Here is a 16,412-nt window from a genome sequence, read left to right as displayed (position 1 = left end):
AGAGATATTTACAAACATATAAGCAAACCAAAATATAAAGCTAAGGATTTGCAATTTGCTTAATAAAATCAAATTCTTAGCTTTTTAATTTACAAAAAGTTTAAATCTTTATGAAGTTAAAATTTATACTATAAATCCACTTGCAATAACCCTATCGCCCCTATAAACAACGCACAACTGCCCTTTTGCTACACCATATGCGGCATCGCTTAGCGTTATTACGGCTGTATTTTCTGACTTATCTACTTTAATTTTTGCATCTATTTTTGGGCTTCGGTATCGGATTTTAACCTCACCATCAAACTCATCATCATCTATAAACATATTAACACTTTCAAGTTTAACGATTTTTTCTTTTAAATCATCCTTGGTGCCAACAACTATCTCGTTTTTATCAGCATTTATACGAAGCACAAAGTGTGGCTCGTGAGCCCCATGCACCTCAAAACCGCGACGTTTGCCAATAGTGTAGTGCATATATCCTTGATGAGAACCGATAATTTTACCATTTTTATCAACAACATTGCCCGGCATATCGGTATTGTAGTGCTTATTTAATACATCAACATACGTTTTTTCAACAAAACATATCTCACTACTTTCAGCCTGAGTAGCGAATTCTTCAAGCACTGGAATTTGTGCAGCCAAGGCTTTTATATCGGTTTTATACTTATCGCCAAGCGGGAATATAACATCATTTAATAACGCTTTTGGAACCTGCGCTAGAAAATAACTCTGATCTTTGCTAGGATCTACTGCAACACTGATAAAACCATCTATAACTTGCACATAGTGTCCTGTGGCTAGCTTATCACAACCTTGCTCTTTAGCAAAATCAAGCAATGCTCCAAGTTTTATAAATTTATTACATAAAGCACATGGATTTGGTGTTTTACCAGCTTTATATTCATTTACAAATGGATTATAAACAAACTCATTAAATCTCTCTCTAAGATCTAGTATATGGACATTAATACCTAAAAAATCACCTACTTTTTTTACCTTTCTTATATTTTCTTCGTGATATCCTGGTTTATCGTGAAGCATCATATAACACCCCACTATCTCATGCCCTGCTTCTTGTAGCGTCTTAGCCGTCATTGTGCTATCAACGCCACCACTCATAGCAACCATTATTTTCATTGTGACTTCCTTTTAGTTTAAAACTTAAAATTTACAAATACTCGCTTTAATTACAAAATTTATGCAAGCAATAAAATTTTGGCATAAATCAGTAGCTTTATTAGGTTTATTATCATTTAAAGAAGTTATTTTGTAAATTTTATGTCAATTATATAATATATTTATTTTTTACCAATTAAAATTTAAAAGCAAATATAAATTTTTAAAATAAATCTCAGAAATATAAACAAGCTTTCAAAGCATTATTATTTCATTTACTATCTTGTCTATGTCATCAGTGATTTCATATACTTTTAGACTTTGGTCGTCTATAGTTTGCTCGTTTAATAAAGTTGTTTTTATAAAATCATCTAATCCGCTCCAAAATTTAGACGAGTATAGATATATTTTAAATTTATTCATGCCGGTTTGAGATAATGTCAAAACTTCAAACAACTCATCAAGAGTGCCATACCCACCAGGAAATACAACAAATGCGGATGAACTTTGAATAAGTGCGTATTTTCTGGGGAAAAAATTACTAAACAAAAAACTGTTTGTTAAAAAACTGTTTGAATTTTGCTCAAATGGCAACTGTATATTAAATCCTACGCTTTGAGATTTACCACTTATAAAGGCACCTTTATTTGCAGCTTTCATAATGCCGTCGCCACCACCAGTTATTATACTTATGCCATTTTCACTAAGGCGATATGCTAAATTATGAGCAGCCAAACAATACTCATTATCATCTTTAAACCTTGCCGAACCAAAAAATGTCACGCACTTGCTATCTAAATTTAGCCCATTTTTATAGGCTACAAACTCATCTAAAAATTTCACTTTAACTGCTCTAATCTTTCCCGTCTTGAACCAATTTGAGTAATTTGAATACCGAAATTACCATCAACTATCACAACCTCGCCATATGCAATAACCTTATCTCCAATTAAAATTTCAAGCGGATCATTTGCAAGCTGATTTAGTTCTATCACTGAGCCAATATCCATATTTAAAACATCTTTTAAAAGCATTCTTTTTGAACCTATTCTAACGCGTATCGGAAGCCTAACATCCATGATAAGTCCGATATTTCTCATCTCATCAGCACTAAAATCAGCTGTTTTTTGTGTATCTTTTGGTGTATTTTCCTCTTTTGGTTTAGGATTAAAAATCTCTTCAAACTGAGTATCTGAAACAAAACCTATATACTCATCTAAATCTTCGATTTTTACGTTAAACAAATAAAGTTTTGCAAATTCATTAAAATTAAACTCACCGCCTTCATCAATGAAATTTACGCCAACTACTTCAAAATTTAACTTTGCAAAACTTTTTTGTGCTCCAACCGATGTATTTACAGCACCCAAAAAGTTAGAAAATATCTCCTTGGCTGCGTCTAAATCATCTTCACCAAGCTTGTCATTATGAGAAATTTCCTCTTCTCCCATCATCCACTCACCAACCGCTGTCATCAATACAGGTGTGCATACAAGCAGACATTTTGCATCATTGTCGCCCTTAACTGCGACATTTGCTAGCACAAATGGCGGCTTTATGCCAGTTTGTGATGTTGCTTCAAAATCATTTCTTTCACCAACCTCAGGCACTCTACCTGTAAGCCCTTCAATAGTCGCCTTTAGCTCACTTACAAATATATTAAACAACTCATTCATCATAATATTCATCTTCCTCGTTTTGTTCTTGTTCCTGCTCTTCGTATGCTAACAGCTTAGCCTTTCTTTCTTCTTCATATTTTTCTAGTATATTTTTAATCTCATCTTTATCAGAGCGTATTAATTGCTCAATCTTGATTGATTTTCTATATCTATGCAAACCAACCTCAGCCAAAAATACCTCTTTTTTATCTATGGAAACTATCGCTTTATCATCAGCACCACGATCTAGTCGCAAGATATCACCCTCTTTTAAATTTAAAAACTCATTTACACTTATCACAGCCTTACCAAGTATGGCTTCGTATAAAATTTCCGCTCGTCCGATAAGCGTTTTTAGCTCTTTATTGCGGCTCTTTTTTGCACTCGTTTCACCAAGCATTATATCGCGGTTTGCAAGACGGCTTAAAATCGGCTCAAGATAGATAACTGGATAGCAGATATTTATCATGCCGCTTGAGTTACCAACGATGATCTCCATAACGACCATTATCACGATCTCGTTTTGGCTTACTATCTGAACGACGTTTGGGCTACTCTCTTTGGCTTCGACATTTGGATACATATCGGTTATCATACTCCAGCTCTCTTTAAGGCGTTGCATGATCATTCTAAGCACAGCATCAAGTAAATTTATCTCGATATCAGTAAGCTCCCTACTTGTTTCAAAATTTTCACCAAGTCCGCCAAGAAGCCTATCTATCATCGGAAATGCAATACTTGGATTAATCTCTAATACGCAGTTGCCATCAAGCGGTTTTATAGAAAAAACGTTAAAGCTAGTAGGACTTGGCAAACTCATCAAAAACTCACCATATGTCATCTGATCGACTGAGTGAAGACGGATCTCAACGATACTGCGCATAACGCTTGAAATTTGACTAGCTAGGTTACGTGCAAGTTTATCGTGTATGCCCTTTATCGCACGAAGTTGCTCTTTGCTAACGCGATTTGGACGCTTAAAGTCATATATGATTATTTGTTTTTGTTCGCCACTTTCACTTGAATGTGCCTGTATATCGTCAGTATCACCATCTCCATCAACCACTTCAAGCAGTGCATCTATCTCTTCTTGACTTAAAATATCAGCCATTAACTTCTAAATTCTCCCTAATTTTTTTAAGCAATCTTGCGTGTATCTGACTCACTCTTCCTTCGCTTATATTTAAAATTTCAGCAATCTCTCTTAAACTAAGCTCTTCATAATAATAAAGCTGCATTACAAGCTGATCTCTTTGCGAAAATTCATTTAAAACGTTCTCAATCCGCTCTAATAGCTCAGATCTTATTACAAATTCTTCAGTATTATGCTCACTTTGTATATCCACTCTCTCATCAAGAGATAAAACAGAAGCTATTGCACCAGCACTTCTAGCTTCTCTTATTTTTTGCAAATCTACACTTAATGCATTAGCCAAATATTCATCATCTGGCTCATATTCATGCTCATTAAAATAACTATCAATTAATAAATTTATCTCTTTTAACAACTTTCTATCAGTGCGACTTAATACATCCAACGAACGCAAATAATCAAGCATTGAGCCATATACTCGCTTTTTAGCATATCCCCAAAACGAATCATTTTGCTCTTTGTTATAAGTCTTACTTAGCTTTATCATCTCAATCGTGCCCATGCTAACTAAATCATTTACATCTATATTAGCAGGCAATCGCTCTTTTAGTCTATACGCCATAGCTTTTAGAGCTGGCATATAGCTTAACACCACCTCATCTTGTTCTTTTTTAATTGCACTTTGATACGGATTAGGCTGCTTTGGCTTTGAGTTTTGCATTTGTTTTACCTAACGGCTTTTTGCTAGTTTGCTCATCAACTTTTTGTAATAAATTCTCAATGCGTTTTTCACGTATTGCTAATTCACTTAGCAAATAATCAGCCACTTCTTCATGCTTTTCTTTATCAAAAAATTTTTTGATAACAACTTTTACATCAACATAATTCATAATTACAATATGCACAACAAGATAGAAAAAAAACGTTATAAGTGCCGTATAAACAAGAATATCAAGCGGATCTGTTGCACGCATTAAAGTCCATGAAACACCAACAAAAAATCCACAAACTGTAAAAAATGCTATATAATTCTCAGCTCTCATTAAATCCCTTTAAAACTGCTCTATCAGGCGTTTGAAAAAACTACCAAAAGTATCATTTTTGTTTGTAAGCACTTTTCGTTCCAATCTATATAAAATTTTAGATGTTATATCTTTTAATTGTGCTGTTGGTATCGAATACGGTGCATCATCACTCACTAAAGTTCGCTGCTTTATACTTTTTGAAACGGATTTATCAGACATGATATATCCAGCTAATTCTAAATTTAATGGCTCTTTTATGTTTGCATTTGCAACGCGTTTTATATTTTCATATATGCGAACTGCTTCGTTTTCATTTTTAACCATGTTTAAAAGAAGCATTGGATTATTTTTAAAACGTGATAAAATTTTAATCACAGCATATGCGTCAGTTATTGCAGCTGGATCTGGCACCGTGACAACCACAACCTCATCTGCCGCTTCTAAAAACATCTGTGTGCTTCCGCCAATCCCAGCACCAGTATCAATTATCATAAAATCAAGCTCGTCTAGCTCATTTGCTTCTTCTAAAAATCTTTCATATAAAAATTGGTTGTTAAATTTTAAAATCTCATCGCCACTCTCTCCTGGAATTAGAATTAAATTTTTCTTAACTGGTATTAAAATTTCAGCTAATCCGCACTCACCCTTTAAAACATGAAGTAAATTTTTACCCATTTTAACATTTAAAATCACGTCTAAATTTGCAAGTCCTATATCAGCATCAAGAAGTGCGACTTTATAACCATCAAGCGCTAAAATATTTGCGATATTTGCACTTATTGTGCTTTTGCCAACGCCGCCTTTTCCGCTCGTTACAGCAATAAAATGCGTTCGTTTTTGCGTCTGTTTTTGTCCATCAACCATCTGTTTTAGTTTGCTAGCTTGCGTTATCACAACTTGTCCTTTTTGTAGCCATCAAGCACACAAGTTACCAAAAACTCAGAATTTGCCTCAATCAAATCATCAGGAACCTCTTGCCCTACACAAAAATAACTAACTGGCGTGTTTGTCTCGTATATGAGTGAAAAAACATTGCCAAAAACCTTTGTTTCATCAAATTTTGTAACGATTAAAGTATCAATATCCAAAAACGAAAAACCATTATAAATTTCTATCAAATCTTCGACTTTACTACCAGCACTAAGCACTAAACTAACATCTATATCAGCTCCACTTGCCCTTAAAAACCTATCTAGCTTATCAAGCTTTTCTCTATCATATTGAGAATTTCCAGTAGTATCTACTAGTATCACATCGCAATGATTTAGTTTTTTTATAGCATCTTTAAACTCATCTACTTCAATAACATCAAGGATAGGCAGTTTCATCATTTTAGCATATTGAAATAGCTGCTCAACTGCACCAATACGATAAGTATCAAGCGTAATAATGCCAGTGGTGTATCGTTTTTCTGAGCTATATGCAAAACGAGCAGCCAATTTAGCTAAAGTTGTAGTTTTGCCAACTCCAGTTGGACCAACCAGCATAATTATACGCTGTTTTTGCTTAGTTTTTTCCTTTCTGCAAGGAAGCATATTTCTTAAAAATGAGTAAAAATAGCGCTTAACTGCCGTTGGATTTGTCTTCATAGAGCTTGGCATATTCGCATAAGTTGCTTGCATAATCGCCTCTAAATGCTCCTCTTTCATGCCACTTGATTTTGCACTTTTATATATCGTAGCAAACTCAGGCGGTATAGCTAAATTATTTCTGTGAGCTGATTTTTCCTCCCAAAACATATCAGTTATTAGATCAACTTTTTCACGCAGATTATTTACTTGCTTTGCTACATCGTCTATCTTTTTAGTTGATACATTTGAAATTTCAGGCGTTATTTCATCTATATTAACTATCTTTCCTATCTCTTTTGCAGCACTTGATATGCTTAAAAATACATCTTCATCACTTACGCTCTGCTTTGTATTGCTTTTTATCTCATCTATTCTAAAATTTAACCTTTCATTGCGTTCATTTGCACTATTTTCTCTTGTGTCATTTGCTCTTGCTACTTCTTCGATTTTTGGAGTTTTTGACTTGACAACATCGTAGTTTTGATTAAATTTTGAAACAGCGTTTTCATAATTCATGGCTTTTGAATTAGGACGTTTTTCATCCTTTTCTTCAACCGCTACCATTACTTCATAGATTGCTTTTTTGTTTATCGTCTTTGGCTGTATCTGCTTTGTAGTAATATGTATCGCCTCATCACCATACAACTCTCTTGCTTTTTTCAAAGCCTCTATGCTAGTTTCACCAGTTACTGCATAATGTTTTAACGCCATTAAATAATCCCTTTATTTTATCATCATACCAAGTGGCACTATTACACTTAATCTATCACTTGCGCCTACGTGTGGCACCATTAATCTCGCTGATTTTCTAACTTTTTTAGAATAATACAAAATATCTAAATCAAGCGTTCTTGGTGCATTTTTAAAACTTCTTTGTCGTTTAAATTTAACCTCATAATGTTGCATTATTTTTAAAAGCATATTTGAGCTCATACTAGTTTGCAAACTTATAACAGCATTTAAAAAATCAGGCTGATTTGTATATCCAAATGCTTTGTTTTTAATGATTGGTGAAGTCTTTTCAACCCACAATCTCTTATCATTTTTAAACGCTCTTATAAGATTGTCAAATCTTTTTTTAACATTGCCTAAATTCCCACCAACACCTATATATGCGTGATATTTATAATCACTAGCTTTGCCAAAATTTCTACCAAAATAGCGACTTTTGCTGACATTAATCACGCCATCAAGTCTCATAATATCTCAGCTCCATTTTCGCCAACCACCACAACATCTTCTATACGCACACCAAACTCATTTGCTATGTAAATTCCTGGCTCTACACTAAACACCATACCTTTTTCAAGCACAACGTTACTTCTTGCATTTATATTTGGCAACTCATGTATATCAACGCCCACGCCGTGTCCAGTAGAGTGAAAAAACTCCTTTGCATAACCGCAACTAGCTATATAATCCCTAGCCGCCAAATCAACATCTTTAGCACTTGCTCCGATTTTTATGGCATCTATAGCTAACTCTTGTGCTTTTAAAACGATAGCATATATCTCATTTTGTTTTGCTGTTTTAAAATTTTGTTTTTTAGAAAAATTAAAATTCTCATCAAAACAAGTCGTTCTGGTTCGATCTGAGCAATATCTTTGGTATTTTACACCAGCATCAAGCAAAAGCAAATCACCAAATTTTAACTTTTTCTCACTTGGTAATGCATGTGCTTTAGCTGCATTTTCATTTATCGCTACAATGGGATCAAAGCTAAGCCCAAGCGTATTTTTACGCTTAAAAATCAGCGTTGCGTTGTAATGCAGCTCTTTTTCGCTCATGCCTTCACCATTTTTTCTAACAAACTGAGCAAACTCATCAAAACACTCAGCACCAAATCTCGCTGCTGCCCTTAAAATCTCAAGCTCGTCTTTAGATTTAATGACGCGTTTTTGTTTTGAAAAATATGCTTTTTTTATAAAATTTATCCTAAGATTTTTTGAAATTTCACTAAAAGCCGCCACACTAAAATCATTTGGGTCATACACGATGCTTTTTGGTGAAAATTTACGCAAAAGCATCCTTGTGTGAGCTATCAGGCTTTTATCTGCCACAACAACATTTACGTTTGGCTTTACTAGCTCACTTGCCTCTATGCCGTATCTTGCATCTGTGATAAAAAATTTATTATCACCCAAAACTAGCAAAATTTCATTATCACAGCTATATCCGCACTCAAAAAATACAGCGTTTTCATCTCTTAGGATATAGTTTTTCATCTTACTCTTTGTCTGCTTGTTGTGCGTTTTTAACGGCTTTAATTTGATCAAAAATTTGAAGCATTCCTATCATTGCTAGATGGTAGCCAACTGGTCCAAAGCCGACTATTACACCAGCACAAACAGGTGCAATTAGGCTTTTTTGACGAAACTCTTCTCTGCGATATACATTGCTAATATGCACTTCAATTGTTGGTAAATTTATAGCACTTATAGCATCACGAATAGCAACTGATGTGTGAGTATAAGCAGCCGCATTTATGATGATACCATCTACTTCACCTAAGCACTCTTGAATCTTATCTACTATCTCGCCTTCAAAATTACTTTGGAAAAACTCTATCTCAGCACCGTATTGATCTGCTACAACTTTCATTTGCTGATGAATATCTTGCAATCTCATAGAGCCATACACGTTTGGCTCACGCAAACCTAACATATTAAGATTTGGTCCTTGAATCACCATTACTTTAAATTTATCCATTATTTTCCTTTTTGGTTTAAAATGTGTTTTGATTATACATTTTTATTTCTAAATTTTTAATTTTATTCATACTAGCTTCATTTAAATATTTTACAATTTGCAAACTTGATAATACTCAAGCAAAAAATCACAAGGAGAATAAGATGAAAAAAGGTATTTTTACCCTAGCTTTAATGTTAGGAGTAAGCACAGCTTTTGGAGCGATTGGGTTTGACCAGGCAGCAAAGATAGCACAAGATAAAACGGGTGCCGAAATAAAAGGCATAGTGTTAGCCAAAGATAGAGCTGGTGAGTTTTATAAGGTAAAATCTATAAAAGATGACAAATTTATAGAAGTCCAAATAGACAAAAATGATGGCAAAATCATTGATGTTAAAGAATTTAATAAAAAAGATAAAAATAATCGCAGCAATAAAAAATGCGATAAAAACAGAGCCAAGGACAAAGTAAAGCAAGAGCAAAAACAGTAAATTTTAAGTATAATGTCCAAAAAGGACGTGTGTGAAAATTTTAATCATCGAAGATGAAATTGATCTAAACGACATCATCGCAAAGCACTTAAAAAAGGGTGGATACAATGTCGATTGTGCTTATAATGGGGCAGAAGGATTAGAGTATATCGATGTAGCCACTTATGATGCTATAGTGCTTGATGTGATGATGCCGATAATGGATGGTTTTAGTTTTTTGTCTAAACTTAGAAGCAAAAACGATAAGACACCAGTGCTAATGCTAACTGCAAAAAGCGACAAGCAAGATATAGTAAATGCACTTGACATGGGTGCTGATGATTATTTATCAAAACCATTTGATATAGATGAGCTAAAGGCTAGACTACGAAGCATAATAAGACGAAGCAATCACAAAAGTAATAACGAAATTTTAGCACATGGGCTAACTTTAAATATGGCTCAAAAAAGCGTAAAATATGATGACATTTTAATAGATTTAACCGCAAAAGAGTATGAGATACTTGAGATACTAATGCTAAATCAAGATAAAATCGTAAGCAAAGAGATGATAAAAGAGAGTATTTATGATTTCAGCAATGAAAGCAGTTCAAATGTCTTGGAGGTATTAGTGAAAAATATCCGCAAAAAGCTAGAAAATGCTGGACTTAGTGATTTTATCCAAACAAGGCGAAATCAAGGCTATGTTATCAAAGCTTAAAAATATAGAAATTTCTCACAAAATCACACTATGGTATAGTGTTTTTATGTTGATTTTAGTTATCATAACCATAAGTTTATCATTATTTATAGCAAATAAAGTCGCAAAATACGAAACACACAAAAAGCTAATTAATAAAGTGGAGCAAATATCACACGATATAAACAAATACGAAGAGTATGACGATGGAGTCTTTTTAATCATTTTGCAAAGACAAAAGGGCGTTATAAAGGGACAATATCCTAAAAATTTTGACCCAAAACAGCGTTTTTCTGGCTCAAAAATAGGATTTTATGAAAATAATAAGACGAAATTTTATTACTATGACAGACCAATAAAAAAACAAAAAGACACAATAATACGTGCGATAATCTTAGCAGATAATACCCAAAGCATACTAGGATCGCTATTTTTTGCCATAGCACTTATAGCACCCATATTATTTGTAATTGCGATTTTTGTCGGATACAAATTGGCAAAAAATGCCCTAGCCCCAATAAATCAAATCAGCAAAACCGCACAAACCATCAGTCAAAGTGCTGATTTTAGCAAGCGCGTAAAAACATCAAACAATAATGACGAATTGGCAAAATTAAGTAGCGTAATAAACGAAATGCTACAAACGCTTCAGATTAAATTTCAAAACGAAAAACAACTTACATCAGATATATCGCACGAATTAAAAACTCCAATTTCAGTAATTTTATCACAAGCCCAATACGCCATACAGCACGCCGATACATTAGATGAAGCAAAACAATGCTTGCAAGTTATCCAAAAACAATCAAAAAAAATGGCTGAACTAACCAATCAAATACTACAAATTTCAAAGATCGAAAACCTAACAAATATCAAAATGAAACGAGTGTGTTTAAGTGAAATTTTGCAATCAATTTTAAATGATTTTGATAAAATTTCAAACAAAAAACTAATTACAAAAATAGATCCAAACATATATATAAATGCCGATATTACGCTACTAGAACGTGCCATAAATAACATCTTAGATAATGCACTTAAATTCTCACGCTCAAAAATAGAAGTAAATTTAAAAATCGATAATAGTGTAGCAAAACTAAGCATAAAAGATGATGGCGAAGGCATAGAAAAAAGCGAGTTTGATAAAATTTTTAATAAATTTTATCAAGTTGAAGCTTCACGAAACAAAATGCAAAATAGCGGAAACGGACTAGGGCTATTTATGTCCGCACAAATAGCAAGACTTCACAACGCAAAAATTACAATTAACTCAGAGCCAAAAAGTTATAGCGAGTTTTGTATTGAGTTTTTGATAAATTAAAGCTATAATTTTGCCAAAATAAAAGAAAAATAGACATAAACAAAGCTATATTAAGGCAAAAAATGAAACTAATAACGGCAAAATTTTTAATTGATGAAAATCTTGAAATTTTAGAAAATTATGGCATTTTAATGAGTGATAAAATCATAAAAATTGATAAAATTTCAAAACTTTTAAAAGAGAAAAATTACACCACTTTTATAGACTATAAAAACAGCGTTTTAGCTCCAGCATTTGTAAATACTCACGCACATCTTGAGTTTAGTGCAAACAAAACAACACTAAAATATGGCGATTTTATCGCGTGGCTAGGCTCAGTGATAAAAAACTCAAAAAAACTAAGCCAAAAATGCACAGATAAAATCATGCAAAAAGCCATAAATGACATGCTAAAAAGCGGCATAGCAACAATCGGTGCGATATCTAGCTTTGGGCGTGATACCGACATACTAGCCACATCGCCACTAAACGTCGTGCATTTTAATGAAATTTTAGGCTCAAACGAAGCAATGATAGAGCAAAATTTCAATGCTTTTAAAGAGAGATTTAGCAAAAGCAAATTGTATCAAAATGAGCGTTTTACACCAGCAATATCGCTTCACTCGCCCTACTCTATACATCCAAAACTAGCCAAACTCGCATTAAATTTTGCAAAAGAAAACAATTTAATAATCTCAACTCACTTCATGGAAAGCCATCATGAAAAACAGTGGCTAGAGAGTGCAAGTGGAGATTTTAAAAAACATCTTTTAAATTTCACAAAAGATCCAAAGCCAAATTTTAGCCCAGATGAGTATTTTAAGCTATTTAATAATCACAACACACTCTTTACTCACTGCGTTTATGCACAAAATTTTAAAGACTTTAAGACCCATCACAGCATAACACATTGCCCCAGTTCAAATAGGCTACTTGGCAAAAAGGCACTAAATTTACGCCAAATACAAAAACATAAAATCAACTTAAGTATCGGCACAGACGGCTTAAGCTCAAATTTAAGCCTAAATATGTTTGACGAGCTAAGAAACGCAATCTTTACACATCAACAATATAAACTAAATTCTTTAATCAAAGTTCTGTTTCGTGCTGCAACTTTAGGCGGCGCAAATGCATTAAAGACAAATAATGGGGTTTTAAAACAAGGTAAAAGTGCCGATATTATGGTATTAAAAGCCTTAAAATGCGATAATAACGATATGCTAACACAACTAATTCTTCATACAAAAAATGTAAAAAATCTAATAATAAAAGGAAAAATATGCAATTTATAAAATCAATTTTTAATCCAATCATAGCGGTGTTAAAATTTATAAACAACTACTTTAAAGCCATGCTGTTTTTACTGATAGTTTTTGTTGTCTTTACGCCAAAAGGCGAATTAAGCACCCCAAATTTAGTTCAAATCGATATAAAAGGTGCTATTTTTAGTGCGGATGAAATTTTATCTCAACTAGAAGAGGCTAGGATTGATGAAAATATAAAAGGTGTGCTTTTAAATATCGATAGTCCAGGTGGTGCGTTAAGCCCTAGCGTAGAGTTAGCAGAGCAAGTCAAACGCCTAAGCCAAAGTAAGCCAGTTGTGGCATATGCAGCTGGCAATATGACAAGTGGTAGCTATTATGCTGGAGTAAATGCAAATAAAATAATTGCAAACAAAGGCTCCATGATAGGCTCTATAGGCGTAATAATGCAAGTGCCAAACATAAGCGAACTAGCCACTAAAATCGGCATTAGCGAACAAGTTGTAAAGGCTGGAGAGTATAAAGAGATGGGCACATACACTAGAACTTGGTCTAAGCTAGAAAAAGATGCCTTGCAAGAGATAGCAAACAGATCATATGAGCTGTTTATCACAGATGTTGCAAGTGCTAGAAATCTTGAAATTTCAATGGCAAACGAATGGGCAAACGCTAGAGTTTTCTTGGCAAATGATGCGTTAAATGTTGGGCTAATTGACGATATTGGTGGCTATTATGATGCAAGATCACAGCTAGAAATTTTAGCACAAGTAGATAAAGCAGAGTGGAAACAAACGCCTCAAATAGAAAAATTTTTCAAAAAACTAACCGAACAAGGAGCAAACGCAATAATTTCTGCACTATTTCCTATAATAAAATAAAATTTACTTTACATTTACGGTATAAAAATATAATACTTATTTATCAAATTAAGCAAAATTTAATTTTTACTTAATTTTGAAATAAGTGAAATTTTATCTTAAGGAAAGGTGTAGAATTGAAAAACATTTCTATTCAAAACAAAATTTACATTCCATTAGTTGCCCTTGCGGTCATTGCGGCAATTGTTATGTTTTATTTTTATAACAATAGCGTTACACAGATAGAACAAAGCGTGTTAAAAGACAAGCAAAAACAATTTGCATCAATGTTTAAAGAAAAATTAGTTGGCAAAACACAAGTAGGCTTACTAAGTGCAATAAACATCGCTGAAAATCGTTACGTCACTGAGGCACTAATTCAAAATGATAAAACAATCGCACAAAAAGAGCTATCAAAACTCATGGATGTAGCCAGAGAAGCTTCTGAATATAAAAATTTAAAAGTACATATTCACACTCATGATGTAAAAAGCTTCCTAAGACACTGGAATAACAAATCAGGCGACGACCTAAGCTCGTTTCGTCACACTATAACTCACGTTAAAAATACCAAAAGACCATTAGCTGGTATTGAAGTGGGCAAAGCTGGTCTTGCGCTTCGTGGTCTTGCACCAATATTTGCAAAAGACACCGACTATATCGGCTCAGTAGAAATCATTCAATCGTTTGAATCGATCGTAAAAGATTTAAAAACTGATGAAAACGCTGACGTTATCATCGCTATAAACAGCTCACTTTTAAATATCGCTGATGGACTTAAGGATGCTCCTAAAATCGTGCAATCTCAATACGTAATAGCACAAGATATAAAAAATGCAAATGAAAATTTAATACAAGAGCTTAAAAACGTAAGCGATAAAAATTTACACAACTCAATGTTTTCAACACAAAATTACTTCGTAACAACACTTGATCTACTAGATTACACAGGCAAAAACATAGGTCAAGTATTTATTGCCGATACAAACACTCACGTCTATCACGACATCCAAACAGCAAAATCAGGAATTATTACACAAATGATAGTAATGGCAGTAGTCGTGCTTGTTATTATTTTAATTATATCAATTATCATAAAATTTAGCGTTGTAAATCCAATTAACGAGCTTAAAAATCACGCCAACGAATTAGCTGTAGGCGACGGTGACTTAACGCGTAAAATTCCTGTAAATAGCCTTGATGAAGTTGGAGAAACCGCACATGAGTTTAATAAATTTATTGAAAAAGTAAGGCTAACAGTAGCAATGGCAAAAGATGCTAGTAGCGAAAATGCATCTATCTCAAACGAACTATCATCAACCGCTGCAGTGGTTGGAAAAAGCGTCGAAGAAACGGCTCAAACTATACAAAATACTTTTGAGATGTCAAACAAAATGAATGAACAAATCCAAGTATCTATCCAAAATGTGCTTGAAACAAGCGAAATTTTAGCCACTGCTTCAAGTCAGCTTTCTAGCACCAAAAACGATATAGCTCAAATAACAGAGTATATAAATGCCACCTCAAGTAACGAAATTGAGCTATCAAATGACATTAAAACTTTATCTCAAAATACAGACGAAATCAAAAATGTTTTAAATGTCATCTCAGATATTGCCGATCAAACTAATTTATTGGCACTAAATGCAGCTATTGAAGCAGCACGTGCAGGAGAACAAGGACGTGGTTTTGCAGTAGTTGCTGATGAGGTGAGAAAACTGGCCGAACGCACACAAGATAGCCTAAATGAAATAAATGCGACAGTTAATGCCGTCGGTATGGCAATGGACGAGGCTACAAATAAAATGCAACGCAATGTAGCAAGCATCAATGAACTAACACAAATTGCCGATAAAACAATGCAAAGCGTCGATAACGCAAACTCATCAATGGCACAATGCGAAACTCAGTCAAACAATAGTGCAAATGATTTCAAACGTGTAAGCAACGATATAAATGAGCTACTTAAGCGCATCGAACAAATTAACCAAATTAGCTCTGTTAATATGCGAAACACTGAAGAGATCGCAACTGCAGCTGAGCATCTAGAACATACTGGCGAAAAAATAAATCAGGTATTGATGAAATTTAAAACGTAAGTCATACAAAGGAGCTTTTGCTCCTTTATTTAATTTTTAACAATAAGAATTCTTGTTCTAAAATCCGACAAATTATTAGCCATATCAAGATCACTATAGCCAAATCTAGAGTTAAAAACACTGCAAACTTCGCTACTTGATATCGCTAAATCTATATCTCTTATAATTTTGTCAAATGTGCCGCAAGGATCATCCGCTACAAGACTATCTTTTAATTGCTCTAAATCCTTAATGCTTGGCGTATAGTCAATAACTATCTTTGGCTCATCATCATCTCCTACAGCCTTCCATATTGCACCATCTAAAATATATTCAAGAGATTCTTTTAGTGTAGAGCCATTCCAACCTATAAACTTATCCTTAGCACTATTCGTATCTATAACTCTAAACCTATCTAAATTTACCTCACAATACCCCTTTTTACAACTATCAAAGTTAAAAGGATCGTTTAAATCATCAGGGTATGGATACTCAAGCTTTTTGCTATCCCAATAGTCTCTCCAGTGATTTATACTTTTTGCACTATCTTTGTATGAGCCTACATTATCCAAAAAGCCTTTGTGATTA

General features: G+C 33.7%; 17 protein-coding genes and 2 pseudogenes. 7 read left to right on the top strand and 12 right to left on the bottom strand.

Annotation, left to right across the window (positions count from 1 at the left end; all coding sequences use genetic code 11):
• Positions 1 to 123 precede the first annotated feature (123 nt).
• From mnmA to aroQ, 11 genes are all read right to left on the bottom strand, one after another.
• Entirely contained in the window at positions 124 to 1,143 is a 1,020-nt protein-coding gene (gene mnmA / locus LQU93_RS03620; protein WP_229932528.1) for a tRNA 2-thiouridine(34) synthase MnmA, read from the bottom strand.
• Positions 1,144 to 1,377: 234 nt separating this feature from the next.
• Positions 1,378 to 1,965, bottom strand: coding sequence for an LOG family protein (locus tag LQU93_RS03615; protein ID WP_229932527.1), 588 nt, complete (start codon positions 1,963 to 1,965; stop codon positions 1,378 to 1,380).
• Positions 1,962 to 2,801 (bottom strand): flagellar motor switch protein FliY, encoded by an 840-nt coding sequence (gene fliY / locus LQU93_RS03610; protein ID WP_229932601.1) that lies wholly within the window; start codon positions 2,799 to 2,801, stop codon positions 1,962 to 1,964. The genes LQU93_RS03615 and fliY overlap by 4 nt, the downstream gene beginning before the upstream one ends.
• On the bottom strand, positions 2,791 to 3,891 hold the full coding sequence (gene fliM / locus LQU93_RS03605) for a flagellar motor switch protein FliM (protein ID WP_229932526.1): 1,101 nt from the start codon (positions 3,889 to 3,891) through the stop codon (positions 2,791 to 2,793). Before fliM ends, fliY begins: the two co-directional genes overlap by 11 nt.
• Complete coding sequence (locus LQU93_RS03600; RefSeq protein ID WP_229932525.1) at positions 3,884 to 4,594, bottom strand: RNA polymerase sigma factor FliA; 711 nt, start codon at positions 4,592 to 4,594, stop codon at positions 3,884 to 3,886. The genes fliM and LQU93_RS03600 overlap by 8 nt, the downstream gene beginning before the upstream one ends.
• Positions 4,566 to 4,916, bottom strand: coding sequence for a hypothetical protein (locus tag LQU93_RS03595; protein WP_229932524.1), 351 nt, complete (start codon positions 4,914 to 4,916; stop codon positions 4,566 to 4,568). Before LQU93_RS03595 ends, LQU93_RS03600 begins: the two co-directional genes overlap by 29 nt.
• A 9-nt stretch (positions 4,917 to 4,925) precedes the next feature.
• Positions 4,926 to 5,792, bottom strand: coding sequence for a P-loop NTPase (locus tag LQU93_RS03590; protein ID WP_229932523.1), 867 nt, complete (start codon positions 5,790 to 5,792; stop codon positions 4,926 to 4,928).
• Positions 5,789 to 7,180 (bottom strand): flagellar biosynthesis protein FlhF, encoded by a 1,392-nt coding sequence (gene flhF / locus LQU93_RS03585; protein ID WP_229932522.1) that lies wholly within the window; start codon positions 7,178 to 7,180, stop codon positions 5,789 to 5,791. Before flhF ends, LQU93_RS03590 begins: the two co-directional genes overlap by 4 nt.
• A gap of 12 nt (positions 7,181 to 7,192) precedes the next feature.
• Entirely contained in the window at positions 7,193 to 7,672 is a 480-nt protein-coding gene (folK, locus tag LQU93_RS03580; RefSeq protein WP_229932600.1) for a 2-amino-4-hydroxy-6-hydroxymethyldihydropteridine diphosphokinase, read from the bottom strand.
• On the bottom strand, positions 7,666 to 8,694 hold the full coding sequence (locus LQU93_RS03575) for a M24 family metallopeptidase (RefSeq protein ID WP_229932521.1): 1,029 nt from the start codon (positions 8,692 to 8,694) through the stop codon (positions 7,666 to 7,668). Before LQU93_RS03575 ends, folK begins: the two co-directional genes overlap by 7 nt.
• A 1-nt stretch (position 8,695) precedes the next feature.
• On the bottom strand, positions 8,696 to 9,178 hold the full coding sequence (aroQ, locus tag LQU93_RS03570) for a type II 3-dehydroquinate dehydratase (RefSeq protein WP_229932520.1): 483 nt from the start codon (positions 9,176 to 9,178) through the stop codon (positions 8,696 to 8,698).
• A 143-nt stretch (positions 9,179 to 9,321) separates the two neighbouring features.
• On the opposite strand from aroQ, the gene LQU93_RS03565 reads away from it, so the two are divergent.
• The 7 genes and pseudogenes from LQU93_RS03565 to LQU93_RS10085 all read left to right on the top strand — a co-directional run.
• Positions 9,322 to 9,648, top strand: a complete 327-nt coding sequence (locus LQU93_RS03565) for a PepSY domain-containing protein (RefSeq protein ID WP_229932519.1) — start codon at positions 9,322 to 9,324, stop codon at positions 9,646 to 9,648.
• Between the two features lie 31 nt (positions 9,649 to 9,679).
• Entirely contained in the window at positions 9,680 to 10,348 is a 669-nt protein-coding gene (locus tag LQU93_RS03560; RefSeq protein WP_229932518.1) for a response regulator transcription factor, read from the top strand.
• The gene (locus LQU93_RS03555; RefSeq protein ID WP_229932517.1) at positions 10,287 to 11,648 is read left to right on the top strand and encodes a sensor histidine kinase; all 1,362 of its coding nucleotides are present in this window, start codon (positions 10,287 to 10,289) and stop codon (positions 11,646 to 11,648) included. Before LQU93_RS03560 ends, LQU93_RS03555 begins: the two co-directional genes overlap by 62 nt.
• Positions 11,649 to 11,710: 62 nt before the next feature.
• Positions 11,711 to 12,919, top strand: a complete 1,209-nt coding sequence (gene mqnF / locus LQU93_RS03550) for an aminofutalosine deaminase family hydrolase (RefSeq protein ID WP_229932516.1) — start codon at positions 11,711 to 11,713, stop codon at positions 12,917 to 12,919.
• A complete protein-coding gene (sppA, locus tag LQU93_RS03545; protein ID WP_229932515.1) occupies positions 12,907 to 13,767 on the top strand; it encodes a signal peptide peptidase SppA in 861 nt (286 codons plus the stop codon). Before mqnF ends, sppA begins: the two co-directional genes overlap by 13 nt.
• Positions 13,768 to 13,955: 188 nt before the next feature.
• A pseudogene (locus LQU93_RS10090) lies at positions 13,956 to 14,987 on the top strand (cache domain-containing protein); the annotation flags it as partial.
• Between the two features lie 318 nt (positions 14,988 to 15,305).
• A pseudogene (locus LQU93_RS10085) lies at positions 15,306 to 15,845 on the top strand (methyl-accepting chemotaxis protein); the annotation flags it as partial.
• A 29-nt stretch (positions 15,846 to 15,874) separates the two neighbouring features.
• Here the strand turns inward: LQU93_RS10085 and LQU93_RS03535 are convergent.
• The gene (locus LQU93_RS03535) at positions 15,875 to 16,396 is read right to left on the bottom strand and encodes a hypothetical protein (protein WP_229932513.1); all 522 of its coding nucleotides are present in this window, start codon (positions 16,394 to 16,396) and stop codon (positions 15,875 to 15,877) included.
• Between the last annotated feature and the right edge of the window lie 16 nt (positions 16,397 to 16,412).

It is taken from the genome of Campylobacter majalis (genome assembly GCF_905120465.1).
In the GTDB taxonomy this organism is placed as follows: domain Bacteria; phylum Campylobacterota; class Campylobacteria; order Campylobacterales; family Campylobacteraceae; genus Campylobacter_A; species Campylobacter_A majalis.
Note: the sequence above shows the minus strand (reverse complement) of the source record. Positions and strands in the feature narration are given on the sequence as shown.